The 22,855-nt window shown below is 48.7% G+C and carries 19 protein-coding genes; 1 reads left to right on the forward strand and 18 read right to left on the reverse strand.

Annotated features, from left to right (window positions below):
- Positions 1–103: 103 nt before the first annotated feature.
- On the reverse strand, positions 104–1,132 hold the full coding sequence (locus B0475_RS15535; protein WP_077412809.1) for a hypothetical protein: 1,029 nt from the start codon (positions 1,130–1,132) through the stop codon (positions 104–106).
- A 30-nt stretch (positions 1,133–1,162) separates the two neighbouring features.
- Positions 1,163–1,489, reverse strand: coding sequence for a hypothetical protein (locus B0475_RS15540; protein WP_077412810.1), 327 nt, complete (start codon positions 1,487–1,489; stop codon positions 1,163–1,165).
- Between the two features lie 487 nt (positions 1,490–1,976).
- On the opposite strand from B0475_RS15540, the gene B0475_RS15545 reads away from it, so the two are divergent.
- Complete coding sequence (locus B0475_RS15545; protein ID WP_077412811.1) at positions 1,977–2,654, forward strand: zinc metallopeptidase; 678 nt, start codon at positions 1,977–1,979, stop codon at positions 2,652–2,654.
- Between the two features lie 143 nt (positions 2,655–2,797).
- On the opposite strand, the gene B0475_RS15550 is transcribed toward B0475_RS15545, so the two are convergent.
- The 16 genes from B0475_RS15550 to B0475_RS15625 all read right to left on the reverse strand — a co-directional run bounded on the left by B0475_RS15550 (position 2,798) and on the right by B0475_RS15625 (position 22,831).
- On the reverse strand, positions 2,798–7,804 hold the full coding sequence (locus tag B0475_RS15550; protein ID WP_077412812.1) for a choice-of-anchor Q domain-containing protein: 5,007 nt from the start codon (positions 7,802–7,804) through the stop codon (positions 2,798–2,800).
- Between the two features lie 61 nt (positions 7,805–7,865).
- Positions 7,866–10,403 carry a serine/threonine-protein kinase gene (locus B0475_RS15555; RefSeq protein WP_077412813.1) on the reverse strand — a complete coding sequence of 846 codons (2,538 nt, stop codon included), beginning with the start codon at positions 10,401–10,403 and terminating at the stop codon, positions 7,866–7,868.
- Positions 10,400–10,957 (reverse strand): ECF-type sigma factor, encoded by a 558-nt coding sequence (locus B0475_RS15560; protein WP_157893013.1) that lies wholly within the window; start codon positions 10,955–10,957, stop codon positions 10,400–10,402. Before B0475_RS15560 ends, B0475_RS15555 begins: the two co-directional genes overlap by 4 nt.
- Before the next feature lie 311 nt (positions 10,958–11,268).
- A complete protein-coding gene (locus B0475_RS15565; RefSeq protein ID WP_077412815.1) occupies positions 11,269–12,930 on the reverse strand; it encodes an FG-GAP repeat protein in 1,662 nt (553 codons plus the stop codon).
- A gap of 565 nt (positions 12,931–13,495) precedes the next feature.
- Positions 13,496–14,542 carry a hypothetical protein gene (locus B0475_RS15570; protein ID WP_077412816.1) on the reverse strand — a complete coding sequence of 349 codons (1,047 nt, stop codon included), beginning with the start codon at positions 14,540–14,542 and terminating at the stop codon, positions 13,496–13,498.
- 234 nt (positions 14,543–14,776) lie between these two features.
- Entirely contained in the window at positions 14,777–15,178 is a 402-nt protein-coding gene (locus B0475_RS15575; protein ID WP_077412817.1) for a GFA family protein, read from the reverse strand.
- A gap of 5 nt (positions 15,179–15,183) precedes the next feature.
- A complete protein-coding gene (locus tag B0475_RS15580) occupies positions 15,184–15,747 on the reverse strand; it encodes a hypothetical protein (RefSeq protein WP_198538333.1) in 564 nt (187 codons plus the stop codon).
- Positions 15,748–15,876: 129 nt separating this feature from the next.
- Positions 15,877–16,299, reverse strand: coding sequence for a F0F1 ATP synthase subunit epsilon (locus tag B0475_RS15585; protein ID WP_077412819.1), 423 nt, complete (start codon positions 16,297–16,299; stop codon positions 15,877–15,879).
- An 11-nt stretch (positions 16,300–16,310) separates the two neighbouring features.
- A complete protein-coding gene (gene atpD / locus B0475_RS15590) occupies positions 16,311–17,726 on the reverse strand; it encodes a F0F1 ATP synthase subunit beta (protein WP_077412820.1) in 1,416 nt (471 codons plus the stop codon).
- Between the two features lie 12 nt (positions 17,727–17,738).
- Entirely contained in the window at positions 17,739–18,599 is an 861-nt protein-coding gene (gene atpG, locus B0475_RS15595; protein ID WP_077412821.1) for a F0F1 ATP synthase subunit gamma, read from the reverse strand.
- A gap of 39 nt (positions 18,600–18,638) precedes the next feature.
- The gene (gene atpA, locus B0475_RS15600; protein ID WP_077412822.1) at positions 18,639–20,186 is read right to left on the reverse strand and encodes a F0F1 ATP synthase subunit alpha; all 1,548 of its coding nucleotides are present in this window, start codon (positions 20,184–20,186) and stop codon (positions 18,639–18,641) included.
- A gap of 38 nt (positions 20,187–20,224) precedes the next feature.
- Positions 20,225–20,752 carry a F0F1 ATP synthase subunit delta gene (locus B0475_RS15605; RefSeq protein ID WP_077412823.1) on the reverse strand — a complete coding sequence of 176 codons (528 nt, stop codon included), beginning with the start codon at positions 20,750–20,752 and terminating at the stop codon, positions 20,225–20,227.
- Position 20,753: 1 nt separating this feature from the next.
- Complete coding sequence (locus B0475_RS15610) at positions 20,754–21,224, reverse strand: F0F1 ATP synthase subunit B (protein WP_077412824.1); 471 nt, start codon at positions 21,222–21,224, stop codon at positions 20,754–20,756.
- A 39-nt stretch (positions 21,225–21,263) separates the two neighbouring features.
- Complete coding sequence (gene atpE, locus B0475_RS15615; RefSeq protein WP_077412825.1) at positions 21,264–21,539, reverse strand: F0F1 ATP synthase subunit C; 276 nt, start codon at positions 21,537–21,539, stop codon at positions 21,264–21,266.
- A 40-nt stretch (positions 21,540–21,579) separates the two neighbouring features.
- Positions 21,580–22,443 carry a F0F1 ATP synthase subunit A gene (atpB, locus tag B0475_RS15620; protein ID WP_077412826.1) on the reverse strand — a complete coding sequence of 288 codons (864 nt, stop codon included), beginning with the start codon at positions 22,441–22,443 and terminating at the stop codon, positions 21,580–21,582.
- A gap of 10 nt (positions 22,444–22,453) precedes the next feature.
- Positions 22,454–22,831, reverse strand: a complete 378-nt coding sequence (locus B0475_RS15625; RefSeq protein WP_077412827.1) for an ATP synthase subunit I — start codon at positions 22,829–22,831, stop codon at positions 22,454–22,456.
- Positions 22,832–22,855 lie beyond the last annotated feature (24 nt).

Below are 22,855 nucleotides of genomic sequence, written 5' to 3' on the forward strand. Positions count from 1 at the left end.
TGAGATTTAACCCGTTTTAGACCCTGGCTGACTGATCCATATGATCGCCTGATTGACTCGCAAAACCTGCGAATTCAGAGCTTTAAATCTTCTGCTTCCCTGCTCATTGCAAAGTCGCCAAAGCGGCCTCGAGCTGCGGCAATATGAATGACTTCTGTGTTAATTGTTCAACCGTTCGGTTGGGCCAAATCAAAGTGGCCACCGTCAAAAAATCAGCAATGCGTAATCGGCTGTTGTGGTTGATGCTTTTCAACCGATTAACGTATGCTGGGTTGGTGGCGATGTCGCGGTTGCGGTGATCCCGAACACCGCTGAGCACCCGTTGTAAATGGGTTTCATACCATTGATCCAGGTAACTGCGTGTGTAAATCGTGCCAGACTCGATGAGGAAGGCGCCTCTGAACTCAGGATCGGTGAATAACAACCAACTGTCACCCAGGTAATGTTCCAAATCAGCAGCCATCAACAAGGGATTGCCTTCGTAATACCAGGCATCACCCCATCGCGGATCTGGAATATCTCTGATGTTGTAACCACCCAATACAGTGGCCCTGACTTTGTGACTGAAACAACCAGCTCCCTGGCTGCAATTGGCACGGCTCAAGGCCAGAGTCAACTTATTGTGCTCACCACCGATCGCCACCACCAAAGGATTTGCAGCAGTGATGCCAGCGCAGTTTTGTCCCAACAACATCAACTTAGAGATCATGTCTGACTGATGCCAAACCTCAACCTGCGTCTCCCGCTCGTTGGCCCGCACAATGGCTTGCACCAATCGGTGGGCATTGGGGTCATTGTTGCTTGAACCCACGGCCAGCAAATTGATTCGTCCTGCGTGTTTTTTTGCCAAGCCCAACACCAAAGCCAGGTCTTGATACGCATTGGGGTCATCTCCGCCATTGACCTGACCACTGGCTTGTGGATCTCCTTGTTTCATAGGGCCCAAATCATCAAAATAAACCACATTGACTCGATTGTTTTTTACCCGACTACAAGGGTGTGATTGACCTATCATCAAAGGCAAGGTAAAGCCTTCATAAGTCACTGATTTGGTTTGCGAATTCACTGGGCTTAACACCCATACCATGAACCATGTCAGCCCAACCAAAAAGCCCTTATTGTATGACTTCATGTTCTTCTCCAATCGCTTTTCTCATCGGCTTCATTGTGCAATTAAATGAGCTATTTTGGGCTTGTTCCGTGAGCAGCCTTGTAAATAGACTTGTGCCGGTTCATTGGCAAACTTCGAAGCCATCAAAGCTGAATAGATTTGTTCAAAACCGCTGTTGTTGGGTTCCAAAACATACCAATCCTGTTGTGCACAATGATCAGGGTTAGATAAGGTGCCGCTGAATTTAACAAACACATGACATTCACTGCGGGCATATAGCCGACTGACGGTGGCATTGTTGGACCAACCCGCTGCATTAACCGACTCAGGTGTCAAAAATGCAGTTAAACAAAGTCCAAAGGTATATACTTTTTTCATGATTTTCCTCTATCAATTATGATCAGACATATTTAATCCAACTGCACTTAACAGGGTCAATGTCCCATGATGAAAATGTCAGGAACGCTAAAAAAAATGACGCTATTTTGAAAATCTCAGGAGAGCTGATGATCAGCTCGACCCGCTGACTTGATTAGGCAGATCATGCAGATATGGTGGTTTGACGAAGTCAAGAAGCCATAATGGAATGATCGATAAGCCGTGAGCGATAGCGAATCAGAGCGTCGAGCGCTTGATCACACGACATGATCACCGAGGCCTCGGTCTCTGTTCCAGACGAGACCCTAACTCCTCCATCCGTAGAGTCGGCATTCACTTTTGTCAGCAACAAAAGTGAATGAAGTCCCAAGGTCATTCCTATGACATGCTTAATGGCTCAATCGAAGACCTTTAAATAAGTAAACCGCCACTGATTTGTGTCAGGTCACTTGACCACCACAAAACTTCATAGTTAAATCCTTTGATCATGCCCATCGTACTCATCATCATCTTTATATTGATCATCTTTGGCCCTCAATTGTGGGTGAAGTATGTGCTGCGCAAACACAACGCCCAATTGGATCATCTGGACGGCACCGGTGGAGAGCTGGCCGTACACCTGATTGAACGTTTTGAGCTTGACGGTGTGCGGGTGGTCAAAGGCCAACCCGGCGAAGACCATTATGATCCACAAAACAAAGTGGTTTCGCTCAGCCCCGATCATTTTGATGGTAAATCACTCACCGCGGTTGCGGTAGCCGCCCATGAAGTGGGTCACGCCATCCAGTTCTGCCGTGAAGAACCCGTCAGTCGCCTGAGGGACAAATACCTGGGGAAAGCCTACCGCATCCGTCACTTTGGGGTGATGTTTCTCATGGCTGCGCCCTTTTTGGCAGTGGTATTCCGCATTCCTCATTTGGCTGTACTGACCATCATCATTGGACTGGCGACCATGATTGTTTCGGTGTTGATGCATGTGGCGGTGTTACCCGAAGAGTACGATGCCAGTTTCAACAAAGCCATGCCAATACTTTCTGAAGGCTACCTCAGCAGTGACCAGCTGCCGAAAGTACGCCAGATCCTCAAAGCCTGCGCCCTGACCTACGTCGCCGCAGCCATGGCCGACATCCTCAACCTGTGGCGCTGGATCCGGTTTATCAGATAGATTGGAATTGAAAAATCATGGCGATTTGCTGAACAGCTTGCAAAGACTTGGTGCAAAAGCCCATTGTGCAAGCAATGGGCTTTGAATTGTCAGTTTCTCCCTTGTTGTTAATGAGCGAACTGTTCCTTTGTACTGATCACTGTTTATTCAAATCCATTGGAAAAAATCTCTTCAACCACCAACACTTCAACCGCACCTGAATCACACAAAACATGCCCGTCCATATCGCCATCAGCTGGACGTGGTAAACCGCGTTGATCGACTGCTGCATCACAGTTGCTTAGTCCAATGTCTATGGCCACTGAACCCGATCGGGGTTTGTGGGTGGGTGTTTGTCCACCATAATCACCCAAAGGAAACAACATGGGATCGGTCGACAGCAGATCCAAACCATTGCCATTGCCACACCATTGACCCAGGACATTGTAACCAAAGCTGATGAACTGACCGTTTGTGGAGATCTGACAATCGTTGGCTGACAAGCCCGTCTCTGTGGCGCGTTGATTGCCACTGAGGATGCTCATATACACATCCAGCCGTGAGCCACTGTTCACCGACACACCGCCGGTGGTGAGCTGACTGATGTTTTCGGTGATGGTGCTGTTGAAAATACCCGCCGAGGCGTTGTTGGCCACAGCGATGCCAGCGGCCAGTGTTTCTGAACTGTTGTTGGAAACGGTGGTGTTTTGTAATTGGGCAAAGCCCCCCAAATACAGGCCACCGGCCAATGAATTTTGACCGTTTCCATCCAGTGCCTGGTTGTCAGTGATGCTCACTGAACGCAACATCAGCTGATCGCCCCGGTGGTGAATGCCGCCACCTGACAGGGCTTTGTTACCCGTCACCCAGACGTCTTCTAAAGTGACCTGAGCACCGGGACTGATGGACAGGCCACCACCGGAGAATTCGGTGAAGCCATCACGGATGGTCAGGCCACTGATGTGGGCATTGTTGCCACTGGAAACACTCAGGACCCGGCCGGCATTCATGCCTGAAAGCACCGTTTGATCGACGCCACTGCCGAGTAACCGGGTGTCATCAAAGATGTACCACTGACCCACATCGGGGTCCACCCGATGCACCTGAGTCCCCAGACCGATGCTTTGTTCACCGGGTAAACCATTGGCCAGTTGTAAAGCCGAGCGGAGCGAGCATTGGGGCATGTATTCACCCACTGCCGGGCAGGACAAACCATCCTCGCCACACAACAAGGCACATGAGGTGCTTTCATCCACCGCTGTGTTGACGATGATGTCACTGATCGGTGCGACAGAAACATCCAATGCGGCCGCATTGGGCAGCAAGGGATCATCCTGGTCCGCGGTTGTATCAACCATGATGAGGTAGCGATCTCCGGCTTGCTGAGTGTGATCCAATGAAACCGTCATGGGTATCACGGTCTGACTCCCTTGAGTTAAGGTGTTGATGGTGCATTGAAAGTCATCGCCATTGAGGTTGCATTGACCACCGGATGGGTTTTGCCAATTGATCACATTCAGTCGTTGATCCAGAATCAGTGATGTCGAGACATTGTTGGCATCCAGGGCCGAATTATTCTCGGCCGCCCGGTTGCGCAACACCACATCAAAGGTTAAATGATTCTGTATTCGGGAAACCACCTGGCTGCCTTCGATGCTGACCTGCACATCGGCCATGGGAATGGCATTGATTTGAAAGACCTCACACACTGTGGTTGATGTCGCTGTGGGCAGTTTAATGCCTTCCAAGAGAACCACATTATCCGTCACACAGACCTCCATATCGGCATCCTCAGTGTAGGTGTGTTGGATCACCAAATCAGCACCCCGTAAATCCGGCAACAAAGCGATGCCATCGATGCTGCCATCGGTGATGTCATCTTCATAGAGCATTTCACTGCCATCACCCAAGTCAATGCTGACCCAATACAAATCCACATCATCAATTTCATCCACCCGGAAGGTGAAATCTGTCGCATACCCACGGGCGATATTGATGGTGTTGTTGGCAATGCTTCGCGAGGCGACGCCTGACTCACGCAATGAGATCGTTGGCGGATCATTGACCGGTTGAACCACAATGGTGACTTCCGCCAGATTGGAACTTTCAATGCCATCATTGCTGATAAAGGTGAATGAATCGCTGCCATTGAAATCAGCTTCGGGGGTGTAGGTGTAAGGCTGGCCCAAGCCGTTGACCGCACCATCAAAAGCCAACGTGCCATGACTGGGCGGATCGATGATGGTGAAACTGAGGGTGTCCAGTGAACCATCAGGATCGGTGGCCAGCATGATGGATTGTCTGACCTGGTCTTCTGTGGCGAATAAGGTCACGCTTTCAGATATTGGTGGGCGGAAATTTCTCGACACATTGATGTTGACGGTGGCCGGTTCACTTTCGCTGGATTCAAAGCCATCACGTACCCGGAAAGTGAAACTGTCGGTGCCGGTGAACCCTTCATCAGATGCATACGTCACCATCGCAGTGTCATTGGACACATCCCGGTTGTATTCGATGACGCTGGTTTGAAACACATGCACCAGATCCAGTTGTTCATCGAGCACGAACATTTGATCAGCATTCACCCCGATCGCTCTGGGTCTGGAAAAATCTCCCAACACAAAACAGCGGGTGTCAGTGGGGCAGCTGGATTTGGCTTCCCCGGCAAAAAAACCGTCCGGACTGAAGCGCTGGATGCGCCCTTTGCTGCCGCCATCGCCGAACTGACCCCAATCTGCGGTATAGATGTTGCCATTGGGGTCCACATCGATGCCGCTCAATTGGTAAAACTGTCCTCGTCCATTGCCAGCACTGCCGCCACCCGAACAGGTCACGCCATCAATGCAGGTGAAGCCAAAACTCGCACCCCGCGTGATGTCACAGCCTGATCCTCCGGAACACCTGCCTAACCACCTGATGTCATTGCTGAGGATCAGATCGCCGTTGGCGTTGCGCTTGGGGGCTTTGATTTTGAATAAACGGTGGGCAGTGGACACCAGGATGTCACCCTCAGCGGTGAAGTTGATGTCCCGTGCCACGTCGCGGTCATCATCGACGCAGTTATTGCCATCACACAACTTGATCAACTGAAAACCTGGTGGGGCGGTATCCGGACAAGGACCTGGGTTGGTTGACGTACCGGGCAGATAGTTGGCAATGGGGTTGATGGGAATGGCGTCATGCAAATCAAACACCCAGACCCGATCGCAACCCGGAGACAGGTACATCACTTCGTCATCACTGATGTTGGCCGCATTGACCGAGCTCCAGGGTGCGTCTTCAGTGGTGTATTGTTGTACGGTTTGCAGGGTTTGTGCATCCAGGCGATAAATGATGGGGCGTTGAGGTTCATTAACCGGGTCATACGCCGTGTAAATCACTTCATTGCGTTCAGGGTGCACTTTCAGTCCAAAAATATCCGCCTTTCTGGGCATGTTTCTGTGCGTCACATATTGTCCATTTTCATCGAAGATGGCCACCCGATGATTGGCCAGAGGATTTTGGTTATCCGGATCACAGCCTGAATTGGTGCCCACATCCAGTACATAGGTGATCTTATCGTCGGTGGTGGTGACATAAGAGGGGTTGGCCACTTGCTCAGGTGGCCGGTCCCGGCAATCAGTGGACAGCTTAGGCAGTCGGAAATCATCAATGAAAAATGGCAACAAAGGTGATTTGAAAAAGCCGTTTTGCGGCAGTGTCTCAAGGTGAAAACTCAGCGGGTCACCATCGGGGTCAAAACCTTGTAAGGGGATTTGAACAAAATCAAAAGTTTGCGCATTGACGCTGTTGGCATCGGCCGATGGCAGCTGATTGGTGCCCTGTTGTTTGACGTTGATGATTTGAGTGACAGAGGCACTGTTGCCACTGGTGTCGGTGGCGGTCCAGATGACTTCGTTGATACCCCCCAACAACTCAACCCGCTCTCTGTTGAAGTTGTCGGTAAAAAAAGTCACGCCTGTGGCGGTGATGCTGATGTCGGGGTCACCCAAATCAAACACCTGAGGGACACCCATGCCCATACGTGAGATGTTGGTTTTGCCATCAACCAGGTTACCCTCAAAAGCCAGGCTGGGTGGGGCCACAATGATCGGGTCTATGGTGTCAACCACGGTGATGTTTTGCGTGAAGGTGGTTTCATTCCGCTCACCTTCGGCATTGGGGCCATTGTCTTTGGCGGTCCAGGTGTGGGTGCTTTGTTCATTCAGTGGCCAAAAGCCTTTCTCTGCGATCAGTTCGACCTGTCCATCACAGTTGTCCTCCACGATGAATGCCTGGCGCAGTACATCGCCATTGCTCAGGTTGGTGGCCACATTGAGTGAATCAAATGTGGTGCCACCAATGTCCACGGCTTCAAAAACGAAATCCTGACTGCCCAAGGCGCTGAATGTGGGCGCAAACAGATCCAACACACTGACTTTTTGATAATCGATGTTGATGGCACCACTGGGAAACGGATCAAACACTTCATTCAAAGCGGTACCCAGGGGAAATTTGCCCAACTCAATGCCGATGTTTAAAATGGTTTCAGCGGCTATTACACCGGCAGTGCCACCCAGATATTTTTCCACCCCTTTGGGCAAACCCGGAATGTAGATGAACACAAAATCAATCGGAGAGACCAGGGTTTCTGCTGTCCATTGTAGGTAATGGTTACCAACCGGCACCGTGTATTGGTCGTTTAAATCAGTGGTGATGTCGGTGCCAAAAGTATTGAAGTCAACCCGTGTGGCAGTGTTCCAGTGAAAAGTCGTGGGTGTGCCAAATGCACCCCAGTGCTGATCCCGCGAAGTCGGCACACTCAGAATGTTGTTGCGGTATTCAACTTCCCTTTCATGATCGACAGTGACACTGCAATTGTTGCCCGGGTTGAAAACAACATCTTCAGGCCGGTACAAGATGGGCGCACAACCCTTGAGCCCAAGGTTCAATGCATAGCTGGCAAGTGACGCTTCAAAACTGCCCACCAGCGCGGCGCCAAAAGCCGCGTTGTAAGCTACACCCTGGCCATAAACACACGCATCATTGATGGCATCACCCCGTTGTTCAAAGGCTTTTTCGCGATCAAACACTGCAGTTTGGGGGGGATTGGCGTAGGCCGGAGCGGCTAACAAACAACCCAGCACCAGGGTCACCCGGTTCAGGCGATTCAATCGTTTTGGTAAAGACATGTTGGCTTATTTCTCTGTGGCTCAGTGATATAGGCGTAAGCCATCAGTCTTTGGGATCATCTCATTCCAGTTTGTGCAATGCTTGTTGGGTTTTAACCGTTCGGGGATCTCCCGGTGGGAAGGCTTTGGTGGCATGGTTCAATACAGCTTGCCAGTGTGCTCTGGCTGTTTCAATATCGCCCAAACCGTGTGCAGCCTCACCCAGATCATAACGGGTCCAGACCGTGACCCAGCTGTCCGGACCATCCATTGTTTTGCGGGTCTCCCAGGTGTCATTGAGGATGTTTTGGGCCTGTTCAAACTGACCTTTGGCGTTGTAAACCCGACCCAGGCCCTGTTGTGCAGTCATCAGGATGTAGTCAGGTTGATCGCTGGCAGCCTGCATGATCTGTATGGCTTCGGTGTAGCTTTGTTCTGCCTCATCAAGCCGTCCGATACCCAACTGTCCCCGTCCCACCAGATTCAAATCATAAGCCACATAAGGGTGTGCGTTGCCACGGGCCCGGCGTTCAATCATCAACACCTCTTCAGACAATGGCAAAGCCTGCGCAAACTCCTCCAGCTGATTGTGTAGAAAGGCTTTCATTAACAGTATGCCAGCCAACTCAGGACTGTCAGCAGCATGCACTTGTCGGGCAGATTTGACCGCCACCACCAGGTGTTCTTTCGCCTCATCGGTGTGACCTGCCTGGGTCAAACCTCCAGCCAGGTTGGCATGACCATCAATCACTTTTGGGTGTCGCTCACCGAAGCTCAATTTGAGGATGCGCAACGCTTCACGGTAATGTCCAATGGCTTCATCAAACATCCCCTGATGATCATAGGCCATGGCGACGTAATTATGCGCCGTACCCACCCGGTCATGATCAGGGCCATGCAAAGCCGTCCGAATGGCCAGTGATTGTTGGTGATGGGATAGACACACCTCAAACTGGCTGGCGTTGCATGCCATAACGCCGAGGTTGTTGAGGGCTGTGGCCACCACCCTGTGGTATTGACCAAACCGCTTTGTGACGATGTCTTTGGCGAGGGTTGAATGGTGTTTGCTGTCCTCAGCACTGCCTGAATTGAACGTAATGTCTGCCATCAACAGATGTAAACCGGCCCGTTGCTCGACATCTTCGTCTTCGGTTCTGTCCAACCCGGCCAGGGCTTTTTCGATGGCTGCTTTGGCGTCCGGGTATTTCCCCAGCTTCAGGTAAGCCCGACCGATGGTTTGGTAGAGCTGGGTTTGTAATTCTGGTTCATCCGCCAGTTCTGATTCAATCTCCTTGAGGCCTTGATCCAACAATGCTTTGGGATCAATGGCTTGTCCTTGAGCCACCATGGGATTAGCCCGGTCAAATAAATTCACCATAAACCCGGAAACCCGATCAGACCGTTCTACCTGTGCCAGCACACGGCTTTGTTCAATGTCCAGTCGGTACAAATGAAACCCCAACAGCAACGACAGCACCGCAGTGAATGCAACGGCAGCAACCACTCCCCCGGTGTTTCTTTGACAAAACAAACGGACAGATTGCCAAAAACCAGGTGGCTTCATCAGGATGGGCTCATGATGAACAAACCGTTTGATGTCCTCAGCCAACAAGCTGACACTTTGGTACCTGTTGGCCGGATCAGCCTGACAACATGCCAATAAAATGGGGTCGATGACAGGATCGATCTTCGGGTTTAACTGACTCAATGGCGTAGGCTGTGCTTTGTGCAACAAATTGGCTATTTCTCCAATCGCCTTGTCTTGTAGTTCATGCGGCCCTTTCCCGCTGAGCAAATGATACAGCAGCACACCCAAGGCATACACATCTGTGGCCGTCGTCAATAAACCACCATTCAACTGTTCCGGAGAAGCGAATTGCGGGGTCATGATGCTGGTCATGGAGCCCGTATTGGCATGACCCTGGTCTTCATCGATCCATTTGGCAATGCCAAAGTCCAACAATTTCACTTGTCCCGAGTCATCAATCAACACATTGGCTGGTTTGATGTCCCGGTGCACGATCAGCCGCTGATGTGCAAACTGAACCGCCGCACACAAGTCAAGAAACAACGCCAGACGTTGGCGCTGATTGAGGTCATGTTTATTCGCATAACTGAGAATGTCTTCACCCTGAACATATTCCATCACCAGATAAGGCTGCACCGTTTCGTCATCACTTTGCCATTGCCCGCCATCCAGTAAAGTGGCAATATTCGGGTGCTGCAAACTGGCCAATACCTGACGCTCCTCAACAAACCGATGACGGAGGTTCTGCTGACCTGAGCGCATCAGTTTGATCGCCACCTGACGCTCATACTCGCCATCATCCCTTTGGGCCAGATACACATCCCCCATACCGCCACGGCCCAAAAGATTCAGCACCCGCCAGGAACCGATGCGTTCCGGTGGTTCTTCGTCAAACATTTGACTGGCTGAAACAACGGCAGATTCCACAGAATCTTGTTCAGACTGGTGTACCTTGAGCATGTCTTGCAGGGTGTTGAGCAACTCAGGGTGTTTGCTGGCAAAAGCATCAATGGCCTTGGCCTGCTCTGATTGAGGCAGCTGGATAATGGCCTGAAAATGCTCATCCAGGATGAGAAAGGATTGATTATTCATGGTTTAATTTGACTGCCTATCCAGGCCCTGGCGGTGATCAGGTCTCGTTTAATCGTGGCTTCACCCACTGCGAAATGTGTGGCCATTTCCTTCACCGTCATGCCACCAAAATAGTGGCATTCAATGACTTCAGCTTTTCTGGCATCCAGAGCAAGTAGCTGATTCAATGCGGCTTCCAAATCCAGAATTTCATAGCCATTGTGGGCCTCTTCGGCCAAATCAGCATGGATGTTCATGGTGATTTTCTGAGGGTTATTGCCGCGTTTTTGGGCATGACGTGAACGGGCTTCATCGACCAGGACATTGCGCATGACTTTGGCCATGATGGCCATCCAGGCCAAAGGTGAATGGGGCGATTGCTGACCTTTGAACCAGCGCATCACGGCCTCGTTAACCAATTCTGTGGTTTGAAAAGCCTGACCTGACTCCCGGCGCAATTGTCGCCGTGCCATGCGTTTGAGCTCCGGGTAGGCCTCATTGATCAACTCATCGGTAGTCCATGTGTTTTCATTGGTCTCAACGGGTCTTTCATCTGAGTTGTTTTCTTCTGTCATTAAAACCTGTGGCCAAAGATACGTGAGGCCAAAAGCACCACAGACCATTGAATTATGGAGTTTTATTAGTGTATCAGAAACCACAAGACAGATAAACACAGCCCCCTTCGACTTTGAGCTGTTGAAAAACAACGATACATTGAAGTCATTCTCCCAGGCAAACATTTTACCAGCCCATGGGATAGGAACACTGTACATCTGGAGGACTGTTGAACTGCTCGGGCCACCGACTTGGTTGGTGAACGAATAACGACTTATTAAGTCGTTCACTTGAACCATCAAAATGAAGTCCAGACATCATGTATCAATCCTTAATATCGCGGTTCAAAATTTTGTCGGCGGATCAAATCAGGATCCTGGAACAGCACCATGACCGAGTCGGGCGGGCCAGCGGCATTGAGCACAACTGAACTGATGAGCAAGTCGTTTTTGCCGTCCAGATCGGCATCACCAATGGTTAAAGCGGCCCCAAATCTTGTGTGCGCAGATACGACGCCCGGCTCATCTAAAAAACTCATATCAAAATCATCATAAGTACTCAAATCCAAACCGCTATCTGACCCATAGACAATACCAACCAGACCACTGTTTTCCAAATCACCGATGTCTTCATTAGGGATACCAATAACCAAATCGGCAAAATCATCAGCATTGAGGTCACCACAAGCCAGTGCTTTACCAAACTCATCACCTTGTTCAACAAGACCAGCTATTCCAGCGGTGTCCTGATGAATCATGATGTTCCTGGCATCACTTAAGCCACCGCCATTACCAGCCTGGTCTGACGCTGTGCCGTAGAGGATGTTCACCGCGCCGGCCATGTCCTGATCATTGAGCCGTTCTCCGGGAACCCCAATGGCCAAGTCATCATTACCATCGTTGTCAAAGTCACAGGCCGCCAACGAGTAAGCAAACCGGTCGCCCTCTTCACTGCCGCCAGCGATGCTGCCTGAGTCCTGGTTAAAGATTTGGCTGGCAACGTTGGTCAGGCCATTTTGATTGACATTGGGAACGCCTGTTTCCACACCGCGAAGCACATGCAAACTGCCGGCACGCTCCCCGCCCACCTGATCAGAAGGTGCTCCAATGGCCAGATCATCTATGCCATCTCCATTAAAGTCACCGGTTGCCAGGCTGTAGCCAAACTGTTCGCCTGGATTGGCGCCACTGGGAATTGAGGGGGTATCCTGACTGAACAGTTGTTGGTTGTTGGCAGACAGCTCAATGCGTGCTAAATTCATATTAAACTGCGAATCACCCATGACAATATTGACGGCGCCCGCAGCAACATCACCACCGATGGACTCACCGGGTACACCAATGGCCAAATCATCGGCGTTGTCACCATTGAAATCACCAGTAACCAAAGCAAAACCAAATAAATCAAAGGCTTCAACCGATTCAGAAATGCCGTCAATGTCCTGGTGTATTAGCACAAATGGCTCAGGATCGGATAATTCAGGATACAAATTATGGACCACACCGGCATTATCATCACCACTCAATTGTTCGCGAGGTGCGGCGATGATGAGATCCCACTTAAAATTTTCTGCGGTTTCACTGCCGCCAAACCTTCCTGCCGCAAGGGCATAACCAAAACCATCGTCATCCTCTTCACTGTCAGCAACATTCGGTGAGTTTTGGGTGTACAGAACATTGCTGCTGTCGGCGTAAGGCCCTTTACCGGGTGATAGCCTGATCTGGCTTACCGCACCGTTTTCAAGCAATCCATCCGAGCTGTAATTGGGGATACCAATGTATAAATACCCATCAACATGTTCTGTTGTGGTCTGCCCATTGGTGGTGGTGTATTGACCAGGCCGTATCAGTAAAGTATGACCAAATCTTGATTGAACTTGAGAATCGCCATCAATGAATGCAGCATCATGGGTGAATTGAATGTTGCCAACCAATGAAACACCATAACTTAGGTTGATCCACATCAAACCAATCAAACACCATTTTTTACCCATCACATCACGCTCCCATTGTTCATCAAATTTACCTGTTCACTTTTTATAGGCGGAAGCGGCCATCATTTGGGATCACCACAGCTGTATTTTCAATGACCTGATCTGGGGACCTGAGTCCTTTTTAAACCATGACGACCTGCTGTGACCAGCTTCTGAAAGTACGCCAGATCGCCATAGCCAGGCCTGATTTTAGTTGCTGCAAGCCAGACCCTCATCCCCATACCAATGAGTCTAATTCAAGTTTGCTCTGATAGCCTGACAATGATCAATCACGCTTTTTGTGAAGGTTCCGCAACCCCGCCAAAGCGCCTGTGACTGACAGAGCAATGAATAAATCAGCTGACTCCCATTGCAGTCAGTGGAAAGTACTGATCAGAATCATGAGATTGCCACACCACTGTCGTAGCTCGAAATGACCGCGATGTTGATACCTTATTCATGTGGGATGATTCAACTCGGTTTAACTGTCATGGCAGCTAGCCAAAGCCTGAATTAACTTCTGCTTTCTGCAGTGACCGCTGAAACCAATACCTTAACCTGGTCTGCGGTACCTGGTCATCACCATTTAAATTTCGATGAGCTCATAGTCAGGGCCCAAACGAAACATTTGGATCAAAGAACCTTTTAACACGGGTATAAACAATGCTTTGAGGTCACCAAATGTATATGCTGATTTGGTTTCCATGCCAACCAATACCTTACCTGGCTGACCATGTTCCACCAAGCCCTGAAGAAAACTGAGCAGCTCCTGGCGATTCAGCTCCTGACCATCAACGGCGAACACATCAGTTGATCGTTTTTCAACCACCGTATACTCATCCAGGGTTAATGTCGCATACAATCGATTGGCGGTGCTTTGTTGATTAATGATGCCATGACGTGTGAAAGTATCCAATAAGCCCTTGAGCACCAGGTTTTTCAATATCTGCTCAATGCGCTGTTGCTCATCAACTGAATACATGCTGTGAGACTTCTTCCATGGGATCCCCAGCGGTTTCACATCCCTGCCATACAAGCAAAACTGATCCAATTTCTTTTTTTCAGGTATGGTTTCTGTCACCTCATGCCGGGCGTCTTTGCTGCTGCCTTGCAAATCAATATGGAAATACCCCAGGGTGTGATAAATACAATGAGAACCAGGGATCTTATACATGCCATACCCATTGATCATCGGTATCCCAAGACGGTGTTCCCTGATGTTGTGTGGAAAAAAATGGAAACTCATCAACTCACTGAATCCTTGCTGCCTCAACTCACCCAAAAATGCGTCATAGGCTTGCTTGTGCAGTTTTCGCTGTGCCCGTTTTTTCAGACCGGCCAAATCTGCTTGACTGGGTTTTTCACGCGCCACCAGGGCGTGATCAATGCCCAGCTCTCTGAAGACACTTTCGATGTGTTCGGTGATGTATTGGGGCATGTGGTAACCGGTGCTTTGTTCTTCACTTTGGTAGTCACCAAAAACGGTAATCCCCATCCTGATTTGTTCTGCCAGGTCTTTGATGTTGACTTCGACCGCCACTTTGCCCTGAATGGCCGGGTCTGGTTCGTTTTTGGCTTCAACTTGAGAAAAAATCACTCCTGTCAGGCACAAGGCCAGTATCAGATAACGCATGTACACTCCTTTGATCTGTCAATTGGATGGGTTCGAGACATTATTTACCGCAGATCAGGCACAAAGTGAAGTGTTTTCTGTGACAACTGTCCGATTCAGGTATACCGAATATGCACTTTTATAAACCTCAATCAAACCAAGATCTGCAACATCTACCTGTGACACTGCTTGTGATTGTTCAGAGAGGCCTTGGCGCACGGCCAGACGCTGGAACGGGTTGAATGACAGCCATGATTAACCGGTAAACCCTTCCGGATGTTGTTTCCCATCATCGGCAATCTGATGCCAGGGGGCCTTGGAATCAACAAAGATGTGGTGGGCGACTTTCAGGTGCTTGATTCCTGTTGTAATCAATCCGGCCGGTACAAAATACCGCGCATCATCATTGTGTCCTGGCACCGTGGATCCACAGGTCTGACAAAACCAGGTTTGCCAGTCATGCCCGGGTTTTCGCCAGGAAGCAATGTTGTCTTGACCACTGAGCCAGGCCAATTGTTGTTTGGGGATTACCAACACGGCCATACCGAACACCCCCGATGCCCGTCGACAAATGGAACAATGGCACTGATAAATGTCCGCCTGATCGGCCTGGATGGTGAACGCCACCTGACCGCAGTTACAGGCTCCTTTAAGCATGGCTTTTACGATTCATTTTTTGATTGACTGAGCTTAGACAAATTGATGACCTCAAATGTTGACCTGACATCATCATAGGGAAGGGCAGGTAACTCATCGATATAAAACCTGACCTGAATGGTATCAGCATCCGAGTTACACATGATGTCTGTCTCGTACTTTGAGGCTCTTTGTAACATATAGACTTTTCCTGCTTCAAATGTGGTTTCAAGAACCACAGGGTGTTCACTGGTTAACATCACCCTGCCGCATTGTCCAAAACCCTGATTCAAACTCAACCCCAAAGTGTATGAACCAGCATCTAGCTCTATATATGTAGGTGACTGAGCAGATGTTTTGATGGAGTTGTTCAATTCAACACCATTGATACTGACCAGCTTGATAGGAAAATTTTTAACTGCGTGAAGCAGCAAAGCAGTACCATTTGTGTCAACATGGGTATCGGGTTTAATCACATACCCGTGATATTGAGGACTACCGCAGGCCACCAACACCAGGAATGACATGAGTGTCAGTACAGGTTTATCAGCCGTTTTTATCATGCGTTTGTATATTGGAGAAAGCTTCATCTGTTAGTGATCATCAGCTTGTCATGTTCTGGTGCTTCGATTATAAGCCTTATACGACAATCACGCCAATCGACAATAAAAAAGCCGACCCAAAGGCCGGCTTTTTCAAGAAAACAAATCGTTTTCGATTTATCTTTTGAGGTTCTTTTTCAAACGGGTGATGGCTTGAATCTGCGCCACGGCTTTGGCCAGTTCGGCCTGTACTTTGGCGAGGTCTTGTCGTTTGGACTTGTCCTTCAGCAAAGCTTCGGCTTCTTCTTTGGCCTGGATGGCAGCGGCTTCATCAATGTCATCAGCACGCAAGGCAGTGTCAGCCAACACAGAAACCAGGTATGGTTGTACCTCGAGGATACCACCGGAGACATAAAAGTCTTCTTCGGTACCGTCTTCCAGGTGGACGCGCACCTGGCCGGGTTTCAGTTGTGTGATCAACGGCGCATGTCTTGGGGCAATACCCAATTCACCGGCCACACCACTGGCTACGACCATGGTCACTTCGCCTGAATAAATGGCTTTTTCTGCACTGACGATATCACACTTAATGGTTGACATGATTATTTACCTCAAGCTGCTTCTTTTTCGGCCATTTTCTTGGCCTTTTCTAACACTTCATCAATGGTACCGGCCATGTAGAAAGCCTGTTCCGGAATGTGATCATACTCACCTTCAATGATGCCTTTGAAACCTCGGATGGTTTCACTCAGCGACACATAGGTACCTGGGGTACCGGTGAACACTTCTGCCACGAAGAAGGGTTGTGAAAAGAATTTCTCAACTTTACGTGCCCGGTATACCACCTGACGATCTTCTTCTGACAATTCATCCATACCCAAAATGGCGATGATGTCTTTCAGTTCTTTGTATCGTTGCAAGGTACCCTGTACAGCACGGGCGGTGTTGTAATGCTCTTCACCGACCATCAATGGATCCAATTGACGGGAAGTCGAATCCAGTGGATCAACCGCAGGGTAAATACCCAGCTCGGCAATCGAACGAGACAGTACCACAGTCGCGTCCAAGTGAGCAAAAGTGGTAGCTGGTGATGGATCGGTCAAATCATCGGCAGGTACATATACAGCCTGAATCGATGTAATCGAACCTTTCTTGGTAGAGGTAATACGCTCTTGTAATTTACCCATTTCCTCTGCCAGTGTTGGCTGATAACCCACCGCAGAAGGCATACGACCCAGCAGTGCAGATACTTCGGTACCCGCCAGGGTATAACGGTATATGTTATCAATGAATAACAGCACGTCACGACCTTCGTCACGGAAGTACTCAGCAATGGTCAATCCGGTCAGGGCCACACGGAGTCTGTTGCCTGGTGGCTCATTCATCTGACCATATACCATGGCCACTTTTGAATTTTCAAAATTGTCAATGTCAACAACACCAGCTTCTTGCATTTCAAAGTAGAAGTCATTACCTTCACGGGTACGCTCACCCACACCAGCAAATACCGACAGACCGGAGTGCTTGGTGGCGATGTTGTTAATCAGTTCCATCATGTTCACGGTTTTACCTACACCGGCACCACCGAACAAACCAATTTTGCCACCCTTGGCAAATGGACAAACCAAGTCGATCACTTTGATACCGGTTTCCAATACTTCGTCAGAAGCGGCTTGCTCATCATAAGCAGGAGCGTCACGGTGGATTTCCCAGTGCTCTTCGGCATTCACATCACCACACATGTCAATGGGCTCACCCAATACATTCATGATGCGACCCAGGGTTTTGTTACCCACAGGTACTGAAATGGCCGCGCCTGTGTTGCTGACGTTCAAACCACGTTTCAAACCGTCAGTTGAACCCAGTGCAATGGTTCTGACCACACCGTCACCCAGCTGTTGCTGAACTTCCAAAGTGGTGTTGGTTTCGGCTATTTTTAATGCATCATACAATTTGGGCACTGCGTCACGTGGAAACTCAACGTCTACCACCGCGCCGATGATTTGTACTATGTTACCTGAACTCATATCTGACTTCTCCTATACTGCGGCCGCGCCGCCGACAATTTCTGAAATTTCTTGGGTAATGGCTGCTTGTCTTGCTTTGTTGTAAATCAACTGCAAATCTTTGATCAAATCTGATGCATTATCAGATGCAGATTTCATCGCCACCATTCTTGAGGCATGCTCTGATGCCAAATTCTCTAAAACACCCTGGTAAACCAGAGATTCGATGTAGCGGTTCATCAGTTGATCCAGTACATCTTTGGCTTCCGGCTCATACAGGTAATCCCAGTTGTCTGAGATTTCCTCTTCTTCGGTTTCCGGCAAGGGTAATAACTGATCAACCGCAGGTTTTTGGGTCATGGTGTTGATGAAGTCGTTGTAAACCAGGTACACATGACTTAATTCACCATTGACATAGGCATCAAGCATGACTTTAACCACCCCAATCAATTTAGTCAGTTCGGGGGTGTCACCCAATGCAGATATGTTGGCTTTTAAATCCACATCGACGTTTTTGAAAGTCGAAGCGGCTTTATTACCAATCGTGACCACATCAATTTTTGCACCTTTTTGCTGCCAGTCACGCATGTGCATGACACATTTTTTGAACAAAATGGAGTTCAAACCACCACACAATCCACGATCAGTGGAAATGATGATGTAACCCACACGATCAGCCTGCTGATCATGCATGAACGGGTGTTTGTACTCTGGCGTCGCTTTGGCCAAATGACCAATCATTTGCTTGATTTTATGGGTGTAAGGTCGCGAGGCATTCATTTGATCCTGTGCCTTTTTGATCTTACTTGCTGAAACCATCTCCAAAGCGGTCGTCACTTTACGTGTCGAGGTGACGCTTTTGATCTTGGTTACAATTTCACTACCAACTGCCATAGTTATTACCTGTTTTTAGCCGTTTGATTTAAGCCGTATTTACCAGCTGCCTGTTTTTTTGAAATCTTCTACGCCGGCTTTCAGCTCAGCTTCGATTTCCTCATTGAAGTCACCGGATTCGTTCAGTGATTTCATGAAGTCAGCTTTGGTGTTGTTCATGTGGTCAATCAATGAATCTTCGAATGCACCGATTTGGTTCATTTCCACATCATCCATATAACCACGGTCGATGGCGAACAATGAGACAGCCATTTCAGCCACACTCATTGGAGAGTATTGCTTCTGTTTCATCAACTCGGTGACTCTTTGACCACGTTCCAGCTGGGCTCTGGTGGCATCATCCAAATCAGATGCAAACTGAGCAAAAGCCGCCAATTCACGGTATTGAGCCAGTGCCAAACGCACACCACCACCAAGCTTCTTAACGGCTTTGGTCTGTGCTGCACCACCCACACGAGATACCGACAAACCAGCATCAATCGCAGGACGAATACCTGAGTTAAACAGGTCAGTTCCCAGGAAGATCTGACCATCAGTGATCGAAATCACGTTGGTCGGTACAAAGGCGGATACGTCACCAGCCTGCGTTTCAATGATTGGCAGAGCGGTCAATGAACCGGTTTTGCCTTTGACTTCACCGTTGGTGAAACGCTCAACATAATCAGCATTAACCCGTGCGGCACGTTCCAGCAAACGTGAATGCAGATAGAATACATCACCAGGATAAGCTTCACGACCCGGAGGACGTTTCAACAGCAAAGATACTTGACGGTAAGCCCATGCTTGTTTGGTCAGGTCATCATAAATAATCAAACCATCTTCACCACGATCACGGTAATATTCACCCATCGCACAACCTGAGTAAGGAGCAATGTATTGCATGGCAGCCGAATCGGAAGCGGTTGCCGCAACAATGATGGTGTGATCCATGGCACCATGCTCTTCAAGTTTACGAACCATGGCAGCAACAGAAGATCGTTTTTGACCTATGGCTACGTAAATACAGATAACACCTGTGCCTTTTTGGTTGATGATGGCATCAATCGCCACCGCGGTTTTACCGGTTTGTCTGTCACCAATGATCAATTCACGCTGTCCACGTCCAATGGGCACCATGGCATCAATGGATTTCAGTCCGGTTTGTACCGGCTGGTCAACCGATTTACGGTCAATTACCCCTGGGGCAATTTTTTCAATTGGCGATGTCAGTTTAGCTTCAATCGGACCGTTGCCGTCAATGGGGTTACCCAATGAGTCAACCACACGGCCAATCAATTCAGGGCCAACAGGTACTTCAAGAATACGACCAGTACATTTGGCTTTGTCACCTTCTGAAATGTGTCCGTAATCACCCAGGATTACCGCACCGACTGAGTCTCTTTCCAGGTTCAACGCCAGGGCATAAGTGTCGCCTGGTAGCTCAATCATTTCACCTTGCATCGCATCGGCCAGGCCGTGGATGCGAACAATACCGTCCGAAGTACTGACAACAGTACCTTCAGTGCGGGCCTCTGACTGAACTTTAAAGTCCTTAATTCGATCTTTAATCAGTTCACTGATTTCTGATGGATTCAATGTCGTTTGCATTGCATTTCCTCGTATTCTCTTAAGTCTGCTGACTTAAATTAATTAAATAATTCTGTTTTCATTCGTTCAACTTTACCGCTCAGGGTGCCGTCAATCACCAAATCACCACAGTGAATTCTGGCACCGCCCATCAATGATTCATCGATGTGCGTTTGTAAGCTGATGTCTTTACCTGTTCGCTTGCTGAGGGCCACAGTCATGTTTTGCTTTTGTTCATCAGACAGCTCAACCGCTGAATAAACATCCACAGTTAATGACTGGGAATCCTGCTCCAGATAATGCTGGAACAAATCGGCCACTTCAGGCAATAAACTCAAACGGTCATTTTGCACCAACAGGTGAACAAAATTCTGGTAGGATTCGCTGGCATCATTGCCACAAACCAGATTGACCAGTTCTTCGTCTCGAACATCCGGACGACTGAAATAATTCAGAATCTGATCATCATGAGCCATTCCGGCTGCGACCAATAAGTTCTTGGACCACTGCTCCACAACCGACTCACTTTTGGCAAATTCAAATGCCGCTTTGGCATAGGGTCTTGCTAATGTGATGGGTTCGCTCATATCAGATCTCTTTGATTAAATCGTCCAGCAAATCGGCGTGCTTACCGGCATCAACTTCTTTAGAAATCAATTTTTCAGTTCCGGCAATGGCCAATGCAGACACCTGCTGACGCAAGGCTTCTTTGGCACGATTTGCTTCTTGTTCAATTTCAGCCTTGGCGGCGTTCATCTGGCGCTCTTTCTCTGCCAGGGCGTCGGCTTTGGCCTGATCCTTGATTTTGGTTGCCATTTGAGTGGCCTGGTCTTTGATGTGACTGGCTTGTTCTTTGGCTTCCACAATCAGGGTATCAACCTTGGCTTTGGCCTGATTCAGTTCTTTCTCAGCACGATCGCCGGCGGCCAGGCCGTCAGCGATCTTTTTCTCGCGCTCTTCCATGGCGCCCAGAATTTGCGGCCAGATGTACTTCATGGTGAACCAAATGACGGCAAAGAACACCAACATTTGGATGATTAAAGTGACATTTATGCTCATGTGTGTACTCCGACTAACGTTTAACTGACTGGCTTGTTATTAACCTGTTACTGCGGCCAGGAATGGATTCGCAAAGGTAAAGAACAGTGCAATACCCACGCCAATCATGGCAACCGCATCGACCAGACCCATCAGCAGGAAGTATTTACCTTGCAACATAGGGGCCAGTTCAGGTTGACGAGCAGATGCTTCCAGCAAGCGACCACCCAGGATACCCAGACCGATACCAGTACCAATTGCACTCAAGCCCAAAATCAACGCCACAGCAATGGCGGTCATGCCTTGAATATCAGCTACTAATGCTAAGTTTTCCATCGTTTTCTCCGATTTATATTTTAAAAAAATTCAATAAAAATTAATGTGAATCATGCTGCTCGTGGGCCATGTTCAAATAAACCACACTCAACATCATGAAAATATAAGCTTGCAGGGTGATGATCAATATGTGGAATAAGGCCCACACCAGCGCAAGTAAAAATTGTGCGATTGACATCACGCCACCACCGACACTGAATGCATCAGCCATACCGTAGTTCAATGTCAACACAGCGATGAGGATGAAGATCAACTCACCGGCATACATGTTTCCGAACAGTCGCAAGCCTAACGAGACAGGCTTGGCCACTGTTTCAACAATGTTCAGGAAAATGTTCGGTACCGCCAGGATGGTTTGCACCAGTAAATTGGGGCTTTCGAACGGGTGCGTGGCAAACTCCTTAAAGTATCCCAACGCAAATGGTTTCTTAACTGTAAAGCTGTAGTAAAACACCAGCAACATCACGCCAAATGACAGACCGAAGGTGATGTTCAGATCTGTTGACGGTACGACGCGCATGTACTCAATGCCCACCAGGGTTCCCAACCAGGGCAATAAGTCAACAGGGATCAGATCCATGAAATTCATCATGAATACCCAGATGAAAATACTCAGGGCCAATGGAGCAACAATTTTGCTGTTACCGTGGAAGATGTCTTTGACCTGGGCATCAATGAACCCAATGACCATCTCCAGAAGATTCTGGGTTTTACTGGGCACGCCTGACGAAGCCTTTTTGGCCACCCTGCGGAAAAACCAGATGTAAAGAACTGCCAGCAACAGGGTGTAAAACACACTGTCGGTGTTAATGGTCCAGAATGAGCTGTTTTCTACCAGCTCGGTGGTGTGATTTACCAGATGGTGTTCAATGTATCCACCAGCGCCGCCTTCGCCACTTGCCATTGTTACTTTCTCACTTAAATGATGTTAATAATGCCACCCAAAACGCCAATAGGGTGGCCATAAATCCAATCAATAAAGGCATCAACACGAAGTTATAGTTGGTCAAAGCCAGGTAAAACAGCAGGCCAATAACCACGAACTTGAGTATCTCGCCTTTAAACATCCTGCCAACCAAAGTTTTGGTATCGCCCATTGGCGCCACCACCAGCACAGTGAATACCAGAGAGCCCAAAGCGCTGATGATGGCGCCGGCTGCTGCTGATATGGCTGATTCTGAACCCTGCACAAAATAAAACAATGTAGCAATCAATGCACCAATAAGGACTTGATAGACAGGGATTTTAACAACTGTTTTCTTAACCTCTTGCAAGGTGATTTCTTTGGTCATTTCAGGCTTGGGTCAATCAAAAAA

The organism is Marinicella sediminis (assembly GCF_002000055.1).
In the GTDB taxonomy this organism is placed as follows: Bacteria; Pseudomonadota; Gammaproteobacteria; order Xanthomonadales; family Marinicellaceae; genus Marinicella; species Marinicella sediminis.